General features: G+C 70.1%; 15 protein-coding genes. 7 read left to right on the forward strand and 8 right to left on the reverse strand.

Going from position 1 to position 15844, the window contains the following annotated elements:
* The first annotated feature begins 111 nt into the window (after positions 1-111).
* The 4 genes from IF188_RS17355 (at position 112) to IF188_RS17370 (ending at position 4284) form a co-directional block, all read left to right on the forward strand.
* Positions 112-1053, forward strand: coding sequence for an ABC transporter ATP-binding protein (locus IF188_RS17355; protein WP_191173060.1), 942 nt, complete (start codon positions 112-114; stop codon positions 1051-1053).
* Positions 1050-1892, forward strand: coding sequence for an ABC transporter permease (locus IF188_RS17360; RefSeq protein ID WP_191173061.1), 843 nt, complete (start codon positions 1050-1052; stop codon positions 1890-1892). Before IF188_RS17355 ends, IF188_RS17360 begins: the two co-directional genes overlap by 4 nt.
* Before the next feature lie 626 nt (positions 1893-2518).
* Positions 2519-3682, forward strand: coding sequence for a sensor histidine kinase (locus tag IF188_RS17365; RefSeq protein WP_191173062.1), 1164 nt, complete (start codon positions 2519-2521; stop codon positions 3680-3682).
* Positions 3679-4284, forward strand: a complete 606-nt coding sequence (locus tag IF188_RS17370) for a response regulator transcription factor (RefSeq protein WP_191173063.1) — start codon at positions 3679-3681, stop codon at positions 4282-4284. The genes IF188_RS17365 and IF188_RS17370 overlap by 4 nt, the downstream gene beginning before the upstream one ends.
* Positions 4285-4408: 124 nt before the next feature.
* On the opposite strand, the gene IF188_RS17375 is transcribed toward IF188_RS17370, so the two are convergent.
* The 4 genes from IF188_RS17375 to IF188_RS17390 all read right to left on the reverse strand — a co-directional run bounded on the left by IF188_RS17375 (position 4409) and on the right by IF188_RS17390 (position 8507).
* The gene (locus IF188_RS17375; RefSeq protein ID WP_191173064.1) at positions 4409-4801 is read right to left on the reverse strand and encodes a DUF779 domain-containing protein; all 393 of its coding nucleotides are present in this window, start codon (positions 4799-4801) and stop codon (positions 4409-4411) included.
* A gap of 236 nt (positions 4802-5037) precedes the next feature.
* Positions 5038-6588, reverse strand: a complete 1551-nt coding sequence (gene exaC / locus IF188_RS17380) for an acetaldehyde dehydrogenase ExaC (RefSeq protein WP_191173065.1) — start codon at positions 6586-6588, stop codon at positions 5038-5040.
* A 112-nt stretch (positions 6589-6700) separates the two neighbouring features.
* Complete coding sequence (locus IF188_RS17385) at positions 6701-7099, reverse strand: VOC family protein (RefSeq protein WP_191173066.1); 399 nt, start codon at positions 7097-7099, stop codon at positions 6701-6703.
* 61 nt (positions 7100-7160) lie between these two features.
* Positions 7161-8507 (reverse strand): GAF domain-containing protein, encoded by a 1347-nt coding sequence (locus IF188_RS17390; RefSeq protein WP_191173067.1) that lies wholly within the window; start codon positions 8505-8507, stop codon positions 7161-7163.
* A gap of 191 nt (positions 8508-8698) precedes the next feature.
* Here IF188_RS17390 and IF188_RS17395 point away from each other — a divergent pair, with 191 nt between their 5' ends.
* Genes IF188_RS17395 through IF188_RS17405 form a run of 3 tightly spaced genes read left to right on the forward strand, consistent with a single transcriptional unit; the run spans position 8699 to position 10292 of the window.
* On the forward strand, positions 8699-9058 hold the full coding sequence (locus tag IF188_RS17395; protein ID WP_191173068.1) for a PadR family transcriptional regulator: 360 nt from the start codon (positions 8699-8701) through the stop codon (positions 9056-9058).
* A complete protein-coding gene (locus IF188_RS17400) occupies positions 9055-10143 on the forward strand; it encodes a hypothetical protein (protein WP_191173069.1) in 1089 nt (362 codons plus the stop codon). The genes IF188_RS17395 and IF188_RS17400 overlap by 4 nt, the downstream gene beginning before the upstream one ends.
* A complete protein-coding gene (locus tag IF188_RS17405; protein WP_191173070.1) occupies positions 10140-10292 on the forward strand; it encodes a hypothetical protein in 153 nt (50 codons plus the stop codon). The genes IF188_RS17400 and IF188_RS17405 overlap by 4 nt, the downstream gene beginning before the upstream one ends.
* A 22-nt stretch (positions 10293-10314) precedes the next feature.
* Here IF188_RS17405 and IF188_RS17410 read toward each other — a convergent pair whose 3' ends face one another.
* The 4 genes from IF188_RS17410 to IF188_RS17425 all read right to left on the reverse strand — a co-directional run bounded on the left by IF188_RS17410 (position 10315) and on the right by IF188_RS17425 (position 15795).
* Positions 10315-11967, reverse strand: coding sequence for an ABC transporter ATP-binding protein (locus tag IF188_RS17410; RefSeq protein WP_191173071.1), 1653 nt, complete (start codon positions 11965-11967; stop codon positions 10315-10317).
* Positions 11964-12884 carry an ABC transporter permease gene (locus IF188_RS17415; protein WP_396652823.1) on the reverse strand — a complete coding sequence of 307 codons (921 nt, stop codon included), beginning with the start codon at positions 12882-12884 and terminating at the stop codon, positions 11964-11966. The genes IF188_RS17410 and IF188_RS17415 overlap by 4 nt, the downstream gene beginning before the upstream one ends.
* 76 nt (positions 12885-12960) lie before the next feature.
* Positions 12961-14055: an ABC transporter permease gene (locus IF188_RS17420; RefSeq protein ID WP_191173073.1), complete on the reverse strand. Its 1095-nt coding sequence runs from the start codon at positions 14053-14055 to the stop codon at positions 12961-12963.
* A 93-nt stretch (positions 14056-14148) separates the two neighbouring features.
* Positions 14149-15795, reverse strand: coding sequence for an ABC transporter substrate-binding protein (locus tag IF188_RS17425; protein ID WP_191173074.1), 1647 nt, complete (start codon positions 15793-15795; stop codon positions 14149-14151).
* Positions 15796-15844: the final 49 nt, after the last annotated feature.

Below are 15844 nucleotides of genomic sequence, written 5' to 3' on the forward strand. Positions count from 1 at the left end.
CGAGCGCCAGCGAGACGACCGGGCGCCCGGCATCCACCCATGACGGATGTCACGGGCACGTCGTGACGCACGTGTGAGGAGCCGGCCGCCCCCGGCCGGGACCATGAAGTCATGGAGATCACACAGACCACGACGGCGACGCGGAACGCGCCGGCCGCCGCCCCGCGCTGGGCCGTCGACGCGACAGAGCTGCGCAAGAGCTTCGGCGCCGTCAGCGCCGTCGACGGCGTCACGCTGCAGGTGCGGCCGGGCGAGATCGTCGCGTTCCTCGGCCCGAACGGCGCCGGCAAGACGACGACGATCGACATGATGCTCGGCCTGTCGCAGCCCGACTCGGGCGCCGTCCGGGTGTTCGGCGAGTCGCCGCGGGCCGCCATCTCGCACGGGCTCGTGAGCGCCGTGCTGCAGACCGGCGGACTGCTGAAAGACATCACGGTGCGCGAGACCCTCGACCTCACCGCGAGCCTGTTCGCCGACACCCGGCCCATCGCCGAGGTCATGCAGCGCGCGGGCATCGCCGAGATCGGCGACCGGCTGGTCGGGCTGTGCTCGGGCGGTCAGCAGCAGCGGCTGCGCTTCGCGATGGCGCTGCTGTCAGACCCTGGCCTGCTGATCCTCGACGAGCCCACGACCGGCATGGACGTCGAGGGTCGCCGCTCGTTCTGGAGCGCGATCCGCGCCGACGCCGCCCGCGGCCGCACGGTGCTGTTCGCCACCCACTACCTCGACGAGGCCGACGAGTACGCCGACCGCATCGTGCTCATGAGCCGCGGCCGCATCGTCGCCGACGGCACGACCGCCGAGATCAAGAACCTGGTGTCCGGGCGCATCGTCCACGCCACCCTCCCCGGCGCCGACCCGGTCGCGATCGCGGCGCTCCCCGGCGTCGAGGAGGTCGAGGTCAAGGGCGACCGCATCGCCGTCCACACCAAGGACTCGGACGCCGTCGCCCGGCACCTGCTCACCCAGACCGAGGCGCGCGACCTCGAGATCACCGCCCAGAACCTCGAGAGCGTGTTCCTCGCCCTCACCTCGGAAGGGGACAAGTCATGACCACCACCACCTCCGGCACCGCCGGCATCCAGGCATCCACCGCGGACCGCGTGCAGCTCGACCGGCGCGTGCCCCCGTTCGGCGGGTTCACCCTGACGTACCTGGGCATCGAGCTCAAGCGCAAGCTGCGCAACCGGCGCACCCTGATCTTCACGGTCGCATTCCCCATCGTGATGTTCGTGATCATCGGGCTGCCGCTGCGCGACACGCAGCTGACCGCGACTCCCATCGCCGACGGCGGTCCCTCCGTGGCGGCGTACATCATGGTGTCGATGGCGATGTACGGGGCCATGATGTCGGCCACCCAGACGGGGGCGACCGTCGCCGTCGAGCGGCAGCAGGGCTGGAGCCGCCAGCTGCGCCTCACCCCGCTGAACCCCCTGGTCAACGTGCTCATCAAGATGATCGCCGGCATGCTCTTCGGCGTGATCGCGATCGTCGCGACCTTCGCCGCGGGTGCGATCGCCGGCATCCAGCTGTCGCCGGTCCAGTGGATCGCCACCGGCCTCGCGTCGTGGCTGCTCGCCGGCGCCGTCTTCACCACCCTCGGCCTGATGGTCGGCTACATGGTGCGCAGCGAGAACGTCGCCCAGATCACGAGCCTCGCGATCGTGGTGCTCGCCTTCCTCGGCGGCCTGTTCTACCCGGTCGAGACGATGCCCGAGCTCATGCAGGTGATCGCGAAGTTCACGCCGGTCTACGGCATCAGCGAGATCGCCCGCGAGCCCCTCACCGGCGCCCCGTTCGACGCCCTGGCGCTCATCAACGCCATCGTGTGGCTCGGCATCTTCGTCGCCGGCACGGTGTTCTTCTTCCGCCGCGACACGAAGCGCATGTGATTCGGAGGGGTGGATGCCGGCGGCCCCGGCCGCCGGCATCCACCCCTCGCTTGGGTCCCGCCCCCGCACCGCCCGCCGCAGCGAACGCGGTTTCTCGCCGAAGACGCATGTCATCTACGTCGACGACGTGGTGCCTCGGCGAGAAACCGCGCTGTCGACGAGGGGTGAGGACGGCGGGACGGAGGACGGGAGGACCGAACGCCGAGCCGGACCACGAGGCCTGAGGACCAGGGCCGGAGGACCAGCATCTACCTCTCTCTTGGGTCCCGCCCCGCACCCCCCGCCGCAGCGAACGCGGTTTCTCGCCGAAGACGCATGTCATCTACGTCGACGACGTGGTGCCTCGGCGAGAAACCGCGTTGTCGACGAGGGGTGAGGACCTCGGGCACAGACGGGCGGCCGGAGGACGGAGAACGGGCGGCCGGGCGGCCGGAGGACGAGCGGCCGGAGGACGAGCGGCCGGAGGACGGAGAACGGGCGGCCGGGGGCGGAGCCGGGAGGCAGAGCCGGGGCCGGAGGCCGCGGCCGGAGAACCGCGGCCCGAGACGGGGCCGGAGAACCGCGGCTCAGGACGGCATCGAAGCGACGACGAAGGGCGGCCCTAGGGTGAAAGGCGAGGTGAGAGCGTGAGCGACGAGTCGGATCGGCAGGCGTGGGGACCGCTGTGGATCATGCGGCCGGGCGGCGGACGCCCGATCGACGGCTACCGGATTCCGTCGGTGCTGTGGTCGACGGCGGCGCTGCGGTGGTACGTCGGCGGCGGCATCTCGCTGCTGTGGATGTTCAGCGCGGGCACCGAGATCGTGCACGCGGCGGGCTCGACGGCCTCGGCCGTGCTGGGCGTCACCGTGCTGTGCGTGTACGCGGCGGCGTTCCTCGTCGCGACGCCGATCAACTGGACGCTGCCGCGCCCACGGCGCGTGGTGTCGATCGCGGCGGTGTTCGCGCTGTCGTTCGCGCTGTGGCCCTGGCTCGGCTGGGGGATCGGGACGCTCTGGACCTACGTCGGCGTGCTGATCGCGACCGCCCTGCTGCCGTGGCCGGTCACGTGGATCTCGATCTTCGCCCTGGCCGCACTCGCGCTCCTGTTCGACGTGATCGACGTCGGCTGGAACGCCGACGTGCTGTGGGTGCCGGCGATCATCGCCTCGATCTCGCTCATGATGGCCGCGTTCATGCGGTCGATCGACTCGCTCGGGCGCATGCGCATGGCCCAGCGCGAGGTCGAGCGCCTCGCCGCCGAACGCGAGCGCGGACGGGTGGCCCGCGACATCCATGACATCCTCGGGCACTCGCTCACCGTGATCACCGTCAAGACCGAGCTCGCGCGCAGGCTCGTCGACGCCGACCCCGAGCGTGCCAAGGCCGAGCTCGCCGAGGTCGAGGCGCTCTCGCGTGGCGCCCTCGCAGACGTGCGGGCGACGGTCGCGGGCTTCCGCGGTGTGAGCGTCAGCGGCGAGCTCGCCGCAGCCCGCGTCGCTCTCGCCGCCGTCGACATCGCGCTCGACGCCCCGGCCACCACCGAGGCCGTGCGCCCCGAGCATCGCGAACTCGCCGGCTGGGTCGTGCGCGAGGGCGTCACGAACGTCGTGCGGCACGCGCAGGCGAGCCGCTGCCGCATCCGCCTCGAGCCTCGCCGCGTCGCTGTCGAGGACGACGGCATCGGCCCCGTGGAGGGTGAGGCCGGCACCGGACTGGCGGGCCTGCGAGAGAGAGTGGATGCCGCCGGCGGGCGTCTCGCCGTCGGCCGCAGCGATCTCGGCGGCTTCCGGCTGGAGGTGACGCTGTGATCCGGCTGCTCATCGCCGACGACCAGGCGCTCGTGCGCGGAGCGCTGTCGGCGCTGCTCGGGCTGGAGGGCGACATCGAGGTCGTCGCCGAAGTGGGGCGCGGCGACGAAGTCGTGGCCGCCGCCGTCGAGGCGCGGGCCGATGTCGCACTGCTCGACATCGAGATGCCGGGAATGGACGGGATCGCCGCGGCCGCCGCCCTGCGCACCGCGCTGCCGTCGTGCCGGGTCCTGATCGTCACGACCTTCGGTCGCCCCGGGTACCTGTCCCGAGCGATGCGCTCCGGCGCCTCGGGCTTCGTGGTGAAAGACACGCCGGCCGCTCAGCTCGCCGACGCGGTGCGCCGCGTCGCACAGGGCATGCGCGTGGTCGACCCGGCGCTGGCGGCGGACTCGCTCGCACAGGGCGTCTCGCCGCTCACCGAGCGCGAGACCGACGTTCTCGCGACCGCGCGCACCGGCGGCTCGATCGCCGACATCGCCCGCATCCTGCACCTGTCGGAGGGCACCGTGCGCAACCACCTGTCGAGCGCCATCGGCAAGACCGAGGGCCGCAACCGCGCCGACGCCGCTCGCATCGCCGAAGAGAACGGCTGGCTCTAGCCCGGGAGACCGGGGATCCGCGCAGCGAACCAGGGGATTCACCTCGACACAAGGGACGTCACCCTCGGTCTCGGCGGGAATCCCCGGTCTCGCCGAAACAGGGGATTCCCGCCGAGCCCCGGGGTCAGCCGCGCAGGCCGAAGTGGTCGAGCTCGGCGTCGTCGAGCATGCGGCTGCGGATGATGAAGCGATTGCCGGTCGGCCCCTCGACGCTGAAGCCGGCTCCGCGGCCGGGCACCACGTCGATCGTGAGGTGCGTGTACTTCCAGTACTCGAACTGCGCGGAAGAGATGAACACCTCGACGGGGTCGTCCAGGCCCACGTCGAGGCCGCCCAGCCGGACGTCCGACGGCCCGGTCATGAACATGCCGACCGGGAAGCACATCGGCGCGCTCCCGTCGCAGCAGCCGCCGGACTGGTGGAACATCAGCGGTCCGTGCTGAACCGTGAGCTGACGGAGAAGGGATGCCGCAGCATCCGTCACCGCCACACGCGAGTAGGTGCGGGTCTCGGACATCGGGACTCCTTGTCGTGTTCCGGTCGTTGAGCGGAGCGAGGACACTTCGTCTCGTCGCTTCACTCCTCGCTCAGTGACCGACTCGCGAAGGCCAAACGCCGTGAGCGCACGGGCGCTGGAGCGCCCTCCGCGGGGCGACCAGTGGAAGATGACCCGGGCGGAGCGTCTGGGGCGCGCTCCGCCCGGGCCGGGGATGCCGGTCCCGCAGCCCCCCGGTGGCGGGACCGGCGTGGGGCTCAGAAGAAGCCCATGCTGCCTTCGGCATACGACACCAGCAGGTTCTTGGTCTGCTGGTAGTGGTCGAGCATCTTGAGGTGGTTCTCACGACCGATGCCCGACTGCTTGTACCCGCCGAAGGCCGCGTGCGCGGGGTACTGGTGGTACGTGTTCGTCCAGACGCGGCCTGCCTCGATCGACCGTCCGGCGCGGTAGGCGGTGTCGCCCGAGCGGCTCCATACGCCGGCGCCGAGGCCGTAGAGCGTGTCGTTGGCGATCGAGATCGCGTCGTCGAAGTCATCGAACGACGTGACCGACACCACCGGCCCGAAGATCTCCTCCTGGAAGATTCGCATGTCGTTCGTGCCCTCGAACACCGTCGGCGCGACGTAGTAGCCCTCGGACAGGTCGCCGCCCAAGTCGACCCGCTCGCCGCCGGCGAGCAGCTTCGCGCCGCCCGCCTTGCCGATCTCGATGTACGACAGGATCTTCTCCAGCTGGTCATTCGACGCCTGCGCGCCGATCATGGTCGCCGGGTCGAGCGGGTTGCCCTGCACGATCTTGGACACGCGGTCGAGCCCGTCGCCGAGGAAGCGGTCGTAGATCGACCGCTGGATGAGCGCGCGCGACGGGCACGTGCACACCTCGCCCTGGTTGAGCGCGAAGAACGTGAAGCCCTCGAGCGCCTTGTCGTAATAGGCGTCGTCGGTGGAGCGCGCCACGTCTTCGAAGAACACGTTGGCGCTCTTGCCGCCGAGCTCGAGCGTGACGGGGATGAGGTTCTGCGACGCGTACTGCATGATGAGGCGGCCGGTCGTGGTCTCGCCCGTGAACGCGACCTTGCGAATGCGCTTGTGCTGCGCGAGCGGCGCGCCCGCCTCGATGCCGAAGCCGTTGACGATGTTCACGACGCCGGCGGGCAGCAGGTCGCCGATGATCTCGAACAGGAACAGAATCGACGCCGGCGTCTGCTCGGCGGGCTTGAGGACGACGCAGTTGCCGGCCGCGAGCGCGGGGGCGAGTTTCCACGTGGCCATGAGGATCGGGAAGTTCCACGGGATGATCTGGCCGACCACGCCCAGCGGTTCGTGGAAGTGGTACGCGACGGTGTCTTCGTCGATCTGGCTGAGCGAGCCCTCCTGCGCCCGCAGCACGCCCGCGAAGTAGCGGAAGTGGTCGACGGCGAGCGGGATGTCGGCGGCCAGGGTCTCGCGGACGGGCTTGCCGTTCTCCCACGTCTCGGCGACGGCGATGCGCTCGAGGTTCGCCTCGATGCGGTCGGCGATCTGGTTGAGGATGACGGCGCGCTCTGCGGGCGTCGTCCGCTTCCAGGACTCGAACGCCTTCCACGCGACGTCGACGGCGCGGTCGACGTCTTCGACGGTGCCGCGGCCGACCTCTGTGAACGGCTTGCCGGTGACGGGCGAGATGTTCTCGAAGTACTGGCCCTTGATGGGCTCGACGAACTCTCCGCCGATGTAGTGGCCGTAGCGGGGGCGGTAGTCGGCGATCGAGCCGCGCTGTCCGGGGGCGGCGTAGACGCTCGAGACGCCCTCTTCGACGATGGTCATGCTGGTCTCCTTCGACGCTTCGGCGACGGTCGTCGTCGCCTGCGAAGAAGGTAGGCCGCGCAACGTTGCATCACGTTGCGCGGCCGGTTCGCGCGGTGGCTTCCGCGTCTGATCAGGCTCCGAGACGCTCGCGGACGCCGGCGAAGTGGACGTTCTCCATGACGCCGAGCAGGTTGCCGAACGGGTCGACGACGGATGCCGTCACGAACCCCTCCCCGCGCACGGTGACCGGCTGGAACTCGGTCGCGCCCCGCTCGAGCAGCGCCGCGTTGACGGCGGCGACATCGTCGACCTGCCAGTAGAGGATCGGACCGCCGGGAGCGGCCGGTGCCGTGTCGGGGCGCCACGCGGCGTCGATGATGCCGAACTCGTGCTCGTACGGCCCGACGCGGAACTCGACGTAGCCGGGGCGGCGGAAGTAGGGCTCGATACCGAGCACATCGGCGTACCAGGCGGCCGCGGCATCGAGGTCGGCGGAGTAGACGTTCTGGGTGGCGAATCCGTTGAGCATGAGGGTTCCTCTCTGTGGTGAACCCATCATGGCGATCATTGCGGACAGATCAGGTCCGCAATCAGAGATCGCTCTCGAGTTTCTCGATACGCGTCACAAGTCCTGCGCGTCGCGGCGAGCGAGCGGGCAGCATCGACAGGCACAGCCTCAGCAGCTCGGCGTCGCCGGCGCCGGCATCCGTCTCGGCGAACGCCAGCAGGACCTCGATGGATGCCTCGGCCATGAGTGCCTCGCGCAACGCGGTCCGCACGGTGTCGCGGAACTCCTCGACGCCCGGTGCGACGGAGTCGGGAAGGACGTCGCCGCGGTAGGCCGCAAGCGCCACGCGATGCGCTCCGCGGTCGAGCAGCGACAGCACCTGGTGCGCGTCGGTCTCGAGCTCGACGCCGAGCCGGTACGGACGCGACTCGGGCACCAGCGCCGGCGCCGAGGCGGTCAGGGCTCGCCGCAGCCGGACCATCTCGGCCCGCAGCGTGACGGCCGATGCCTCGCGAGCCGTGTCGCCGTAGACCAGGTCGCCCAGTCGCTCGGCCGACAGGCCCTGGCGGTGCACCGCGAGCATGAGCAGCAGCTCGGCATGGCGTGCACCGAGTTCCGAGACCGTCTCGACGCCGTCGCCGGCCACCTCCAGCAGCGCGCGGTCCCGCCCGAGCACGCGCAGTGTCGCCCGGGTCGGCTCGGGCCGGCGCGCAGGTGCGCGACGCGATGCGGACCCGGATCCCCGGTCCGCCCTCGCCTTGAGCCGAGCGACCAGGAGCTCGCCCTCGATCGCCCGGGCTGTGGCATCCACCAGCAATTGAGCCTGGGGTGTGACGGCCTGCACCCCGCCGGTCACATCGATGACGCCCACGAGACGCCGCGTCTCCGGGTCGTGCACGGGCGCCGCGGTACATGACCACGGCTGCACCAGGCGGTTGTAGTGCTCGGCTCCGCGGATCTGCACTGATCGGTCGAGCGCGAGCGCGGTGCCCGGGGCGGCGGTGCCGACCGCGTCCTCCGACCAGTTCGCGCCTTCCACGAAGCCCATGTCGCCGGTGAGGCGCCGCACGTGCCGGTCGCCCTCGATCCACAGCAGGCGGCCGGCGGCGTCGCCGACGGCGACCGCGACCCCCGACTCGGCGGCGTCGCCCGGCAGCAGCAGCCCGCGCACCATGTCGATCACCGCGGCGAGCGGGTGCGCCTGCCGATACGCGTCGAGCTCTTCCGCGGTGAGGTCCAGCGGTGGCAGCGCTTCGGCCGCGACAAGACTGTCGAGGGATCGCCGCCACGAGTCCCGCACGAGCGTGCGCACGTCGTCGAGCCGCTGGTCGCCGGTGTTGCCGGCCACGAGCTCCTCGTGGGCGCGCTCGATCAGCAGACGCGAGGTCTCGGGCGACACCTCACGTCGTTCTGACCAGGGTGATGACACGGCGGCTCCGATCGGCGTCGGTGGAGCGTGCGTCCAGTGTAGGCGCGGCAGGTGCGCCCGGCATCCCGTCGATTCGCCCGCACCCCCGCGCACGCGATCCGAATGACACGCCGCAATTGCATCTTGCGAACTACTGTGCACTCCGTGGTACCGTGCCGTCAACAGCACACCGAGCGGGCGAGGAGACGCGCGTGGATACGACGCAACTGCTGAAGGGGGTGCTGGATGCCGCCGTGCTGGCCGTCGTCCAGCACGACGACGGCTACGGGTACGACATCGTGCGGCGCCTGCGCGAAGCCGGACTCGGCGATGTCGGCGATGCCTCGGTCTACGGCACCCTTCGCCGCCTCTACACCGCCGGTGCACTGTCGAGCTACGTCGTGCCCTCCGACGGAGGACCCCACCGCAAGTACTACGCGATCAACGCGCAGGGCCGCGAGATGCTGCGGGCTCAGCGTGCCGACTGGTCGCACTTCGCCACCGCCATGTCGGGCCTGCTCGACGAGCGTGCGGCGACCACGCCGCTGCGCAAGATCGGAGACAACAGGTGATCGCCACTGCCCCCACCCTCGACAGCCGCATCGCAGCGTTCGCCGCCGCCGTGCGAGCCCAGCTCGCCGACCTTCCGGCTGACGACGTCGACGACCTTGTCGACGGTCTCGCGGCCGACCTCGCCGAGCAGGCTTCCGAGGTCGAAGCGTTCGAGCTTCCCGACCCCGTCGCCTACGCGGCAGAGCTGCGATCCGCCGCGGGTCTTCCCGAGCGAGTGGATGCCGCCGCCCGTCGTCCGTCCGTGTGGTCGAGGATGCGGGGGCTCGGAGCCGACGCCGTTCGCGGCATCCGTTCGTCCGCGGCGGGTGCATGGCTGGTCGACCTCCTCGTCGCTCTGCGCCCGGTGTGGTGGATCGCCAGGGGCTGGGTGCTGTACGCGTTGATCGCGCCGCTGCTCGGGATCTGGAGCGGGATCGTCGGCTTTCCGTGGCAGAGCACCTGGGGATGGGTGCTGCTCGCGGCGCTGGTGCTGCTGAGCATCCAGTGGGGGCGCGGGCGCTGGGCCCCGGTCGTGTGGCTGCGGGTCGTGCGCACGGTCGTCAGCGTCGTGACCGCGATCGCGCTGCCCTTCGTGGCCGCGGGCGCGGTTGCCTCGATACAGGCGATGATCTCGTACACGCGCAACGTCGCGAGCTCGGGCGACGCCTACACGCCCGGCCTGGCCGTCGACGGCATGCGGGTCCGCAACATCTTCGCGTACGACGCCGACGGCAACCCGATCCCGGCCGTGCAGCTGTTCGACCAGGATGGCCGGCCCCTGGCCACCGTGGGTGTGGAGGGGCAGCGCGCGGACTGGCCGGTCGATTACTACTTCGACGGCGGCGGCGGTCCGGTGCCAGTGGCGGTCACCGTTCCCGGTCGCGGCTCGGTCTGGAACATCTATCCGCTGAACGAGGCCCCGGCATCGTACGGCGGCGTGGTCTCACCGACCGACGCGGTGACACCGGCGTTCCCCTTCGCGACCGCGTCCGCGGTGCCGCAGACCGCTGTGCCGGAGCCGAGCCCGACCCCGACCGACGCCGTGACACCGCCGGCCGAGCAGGGTGTCACGTCCGACAGCGCGGCGAGCGGAGCCGAGGGATGATCGCGGGGACGGATGCCGCAGCCACGGACGCCGCGGCGCAGACCGCCGCGGCGCCGCTGGAGGCGGCATCCGCTTCTCCCCGCATCGTGAGCATCGACATCACGCACCTCGTCCGCGCGGCTCTCGACGGCATGCCGCCGGGCACCTGAGTCGGGTGTGCCTGCCGCTGGCTCAGCTCGCGCGCCACGCCTCACGGCGTGCCGCCTGCTCGGCGGGGTCGGGCACCGGCAGCGACGCGAGCAGGCGCCTGGTGTAGTCCTGCTGCGGGTCGCCCAGCACGCGAGACGTCGGCCCCTCTTCGGCGATCACGCCCTGGTGCAGCACCACGACGCGGTGCGCGAGCATGTCGACGACGGCGAGGTCGTGCGTGATGAACAGCGTCGCGAACCCGAACTGCTGCTGCAGCTCGCGGAACAGCTCGAGCACACGCGCCTGCACCGAGACGTCCAGCGCGCTGGTCGGCTCGTCGGCGATCAGCAGCTTCGGGTCGAGCGCCAGCGCACGCGCCAGCGAGGCGCGCTGGCGCTGACCGCCCGACAGCTCGTGCGGAAACCGGTCGCCGTAGTCGCGCGGCAGCTGCACGGCCTCGAGCAGCTCGTCCACGCGGCCGCGTGCGTCGGCCGGGCTGGACGCCCTGCCGTGCACGACGAGCGGCTCGGCGACACAGTCGGCGATCGTGAGCAGCGGATTGAAGCTCGTGGCGGGATCCTGGAAGACGAAACCCATCTCGCTGCGGCGCGGGCGGAACTCGCGCTCCCGCACGCCCTTCATCTCGGTGCCGAGCACCCGCAGCGAGCCGTCGGCGACGGGCGTGAGCCCCGCGATCGCACGGCCGATCGTGGTCTTGCCCGAACCGCTCTCGCCCACGAGCCCCAGCACCTCGCCGGGGGCGATCGAGAAGCTGACCCGGTCCACGGCGCGGAACGTCGGCCGCCCGAGTCGCCCCGGGTACTCGATGACGAGATCGGATGCCGCCACCGCCGGCTCTCCGCCGCCCACCGCCGGGAGGTCCCGGTCGATGATCTCGACGCGCGGCACCGCCGCGAGCAGGCGCTTGGTGTAGTCGTGCTGCGGAGCGGCGAACAACTCGCGCACCGGCGCGGTCTCGACGATCTCGCCGTCGTACATCACCGCGACGCGGTCGGCGAGGTCGGCGACCACCCCCATGTTGTGGGTGATCAGCACGATCGCGGTCCCGGTCTCGTCGCGGAGCGTCCGCAGCAGGTCGAGGATCTCGGCCTGCACGGTGACGTCGAGCGCCGTGGTGGGCTCGTCGGCGAGGATCACCGCGGGCTCCAGCGCGAGCGCCATCGCGATGACGATGCGCTGCTTCTGCCCGCCCGAGAACTGGTGCGGATAGTCGTTGACCCGCCTCTCCGGATCCGGGATGCCGACACGCCGCAGCATCTCGACGGCCCGGGCCTTCGCCTCCTTCTTGCCGAGGCGTTCGTGGGCCTGCAGGCCCTCGATCAGCTGCCAGCCGACGGTGAAGACCGGGTTCAGGGCGGTCGAGGGCTCCTGGAAGATCATCGCCGCCTTGGCCCCGCGCAGGCGGCGCAGGTCGTCATGCGGGATCCCGACGATGTTCTCGCCCTCCAGCAGCACGGTGCCCTGGAGCGTGGCCGTCTCGGGCAGGAGCCCGAGGATCGAGCGGGCGGTCACGGTCTTGCCGCTGCCGGACTCGCCGACGATGGCGAGCACCTCGCCGCGGCGCACGTCAAGATCCACCCCGCGGACGGCCGCGACGTCGCCGCCGTCGGTCGAGAACGTGATGCCGAGGTTGCGGATCTCGACCGGCGTCGCGGTCGCCTCGTGGGGGCTCATTCGACCTCTCCCATGAACTCGCGGCTGGCGGGCTGCTGCGCGGCCACCGCATCGGCGGGTGTGAGCGTCCTCGACGCGCGGCGGCGGGCGCGAAGGCGCGGGTCGGCCAGGTCGTTGAGGCTCTCGCCGATGAGGGTGACGCCGAGCACGACCAGAACGATCGCGACGCCGGGCGGGATCGCGGTCCACCAGATGCCGCTCGTGACGTCGCTGATCGACTTGTTGAGGTCGTAGCCCCACTCGGCGGCCGCGGTCGGCTCGATGCCGAACCCGAGGAAGCCGAGGGCCGCAAGGGTCAGGATCGCCTCGGACGCGTTGAGCGTGAAGATGAGCGGCAGCGTGCGCGTCGCGTTGCGGAACACATGGCGGAACATGATGCGCCACGTCGAGGCGCCGGTGACCTTGGCGGACTCGACGAACGCCTCGGACTTCACGCGCACCGTCTCTGCCCGCACGACCCGGAAGTACTGCGGGATGAACACGACCGTGATCGAGATGGCCGCCGACAGGATGCCGGCCCACAGCCCCGACTGTCCGCCGCTGATCGCGATCGACGCGACGATCGCGAGCAGCAGCGTCGGGAACGCGTAGATCGCGTCGGCGATCACGACGAGGGTTCGATCGGCCCAGCCGCCGAAGTAGCCCGACACGAGACCGAGCAGGATGCCGGCGAAGATCGACAGCACCACGGCGACGACGATCACCAGCAGCGCGGTCTGCGCTCCCCAGATCGTGCGCGACAGCACGTCGTACCCGCCGACGGTCGTGCCGAGCCAGTGCTCGGCGCTCGGCGGCTGCTGCGAGCCGAAGTTCTCGCCGTCCGCCGAGAGCTGGTTGTAGCTGTACGGCGCGATCCACGGCGCGAAGAGCGCCATGACGAGGAAGATCCCGGTGAGCACGAGACCGGCGACGAGCATGCCGCGCTGCAACCCGACGCTCTGGCGGAACTGGTGGATGACCGGCAGGCGGTCCACGAGACGAAGGCGGGCCACGTCAGTACCTCACCCTCGGGTCCACGAAGGCGGCGATGACATCGACGATGAAGTTCGTGAACGCCACGATGATCGCCAGCAGCACGACGATGCCCTGCACGGCCACGAAGTCGCGCGCCAGCAGGTACTGCGTCAGCTGGAACCCGAGCCCCTTCCACTCGAAGGTTGTCTCGGTGAGCACCGCGCCGCCCAGCAGCAGCGCGATCTGCAGGCCGATGACCGTGATGATGGGGATCAGAGCGGGTCGATAGGCGTGAGTGCGGACGAGTCGACCTTCGCGGATGCCGCGGGAACGGGCCGCGTCGATGTACGGCATGTTGAACGTGCCGATGACGTTGGTGCGGACCAGGCGCAGGAAGATGCCGGCGGTGAGCAGCCCCAGGCAGGCCGCGGGCAGGATCGCGTGGACCAGCACATCCTGCACGTAGGCCGGATTGCCCGACGCGATGGCGTCGATCAGGTAGATGCCGGTGCCGCCCTCGCGGGTCAGCGCGATCTCGGTGCGCACGTCGGCGCGGCCACTGGCCGGCAGCCAGTCCAGCCAGACCGAGAAGATCAGTTTGGCCACGAGGCCCAGGAAGAACACCGGCGTCGCGTAGAACAGGATGGCCGAGACGCGGAGCACGGCATCGGTGGGGCGGTCGCGGCGCGCGGCCGCCAGCATCCCGAAAGGAATGCCGATCGCGAACGCGACGATGAGCGCGTAGATCGCGAGTTCGAGCGTCGCCGCGCCGTAGGTGAGCAGCACCTCGGCCACCGGCTGGTTGTCGGAGAGGGTCGTGCCGAAGTCGCCGGTGAAGATCTGGGCGAGGTACTCGAAGTACTGCACGATGATCGGGCGGTCGTACCCCGCCTCGTGGATGCGTTCCTGCAGCTGGTCGGCCGGCAGCCGACCGCCGAGCGCGGCGGTGATCGGGTCGCCCGTCAGCCGCATCAGGAAGAACACGAGCGTCACGAGGATGAGAATCGTGGGGAAGATCAGGATGAACCGGATCAGCAGATAGCGCCACAGCGTGCTGCCGCCGCGACCTTTGCGGCGGTGCAGCAGAGGCGGCGGTTCGTCCACGGGGACGACGGCGACGTCGGGTGTCGTCATTGACTCAGGTCCTGCTTTCGTGCTCGGTTCTGGCGAACGCGGGCGGACACGGACGTGGGGCGGCCCGGCTGGGGCCGCCCCACGTTCACGCGGTTACTTCTTCTCGAGCGGTGCGAAACGGAACTTGAACGACGCGTCGAGGGTGACGCCGCTCATGTCCTTCGTCGCGTAGGCCGTCTCGTTGCCCTGCAGCAGCGGGAGCGTCGAGAGCAGCTCGCCGACGCGGGCCTGGATGTCCTCGATCTCCTGCGTACGGGCCGCAGGGTCGGTCTCGGACGCCTGCTTCAGGATGAGCTCCTCGGTCTGGGCGTCGCTGAAGTGGTTGCCCAGGAAGTTCTTCGTGAGGAAGAACGGGGTGAGGTAGCTGTCGGGGTCGCTGTAGTCCGGGTACCAGCCGAGCTGGTACGACGGGTACACGTCGGCCGTGCGGTCCTTCGAGTACTGCACCCACTCGGTGGACTGCAGGTCGACCTGGAACAGGCCGTCGGCCTCGAGCTGCTGCTTGACCATCGCGTACTCGTCGCCCGACGAGGGGCCGTAGTGGTCGTCCGAGTTGTACTGCAGGCTGAGCTTCACGGGGATCTCGACACCGGCCGCTTCGAGCGTCGCCTTGGCCTTGTCGGCGTCGGGCGCGCCGTTGCCGTCACCGTACAGGTCCTTCAGCACCTCGGTGGCGCCGTTGAATCCTTCGGGAACGAAGGAGTAGAGCGGCTTGTACGTGCCCTTGTACACCTGGTCCGCGATCGCCTGGCGGTCGACGAGGTCTGCCGCGGCCTGACGGACTGCGAGCGCCTTGGCCGCGTCGGCCTCGGGCGTGGTCGCACCGTACGGCATCGTGTTGAAGTTGAACACGATGTACCGGATCGAGCCGCCGGGGCCCTCGGTGACCGCGACATCCTTGTTCTTCTTGAGGTCCGCCGTGTCGGTGGCCGACAGCGTGCGGTACGCCACGTCGATGTCGCCCTTCTGGATGGCGAGCTTCAGGTTCGACGAGTCGGCGAAGTACTGCAGCACCACAGCCGAGTTGACCGGCTTGTCGAGCAGACCCTTGTAATTCTCGTTGGGCTCGAACTCGGCCGTCTTGTTGAAGTCGTACGCGGTGATCTTGTACGGCCCGCCGAACGCGTCGGCCTTGACGATGTCGTTGTCAGGCGTGACGGCATCCGCCGAGAACACCTCGTCGTCCACGATCGCGCCGGGGAAGCTCGTCAGGATGTACGGGAAGATCTGGTCGTTCTCGCTCTTGAGGTGGAACACGACCGTGGTGTCGTCGGGCGTCTCGACGCTGTCGAGGTTGTACAGCAGGCTGGACGCGCCGTTGGGGTCGTTGATCTTGATGTTGCGGTCGAACGAGAACTTGACGTCGGCCGAGGTCAGGTCGTGCCCGTTGGCCCATTTGAGACCCGCCGGCAGCTTGACCGTGTACTCGGTCGGCGAGGTGAACTCGGCCGACTCCGCCAGGTCGGGCACGACCTCGGTGCTGTTGTAGTCGGTGTTGACGAGGTACGGGAACACCTGGGTCTGCACGGTCAGCGAGCCGTTGTCGTACGAGCCGGCCGGGTCGAGCGTGGTGACCTTGTCGGTGGTGCCCACGATGATCGAGGCATCCCCGGAATCGCCGGAGTCGCCCGAATCGCCGTTGTTGCCGCCGCCGGCGCAGCCGGCGAGAAGCAGGGCGGACGCCCCGAAGGCTCCGATGGCGAGACCGATCCGGCCTCGCGCGCTGTGGTGCAATGACATGAATGCAACCCTCTGGTTAGTCGGGTAGCCGCGTCTCCGATGACACGAC

Source organism: Microbacterium helvum (genome assembly GCF_014779795.1).
Classification (GTDB): Bacteria; Actinomycetota; Actinomycetes; order Actinomycetales; family Microbacteriaceae; genus Microbacterium; species Microbacterium helvum.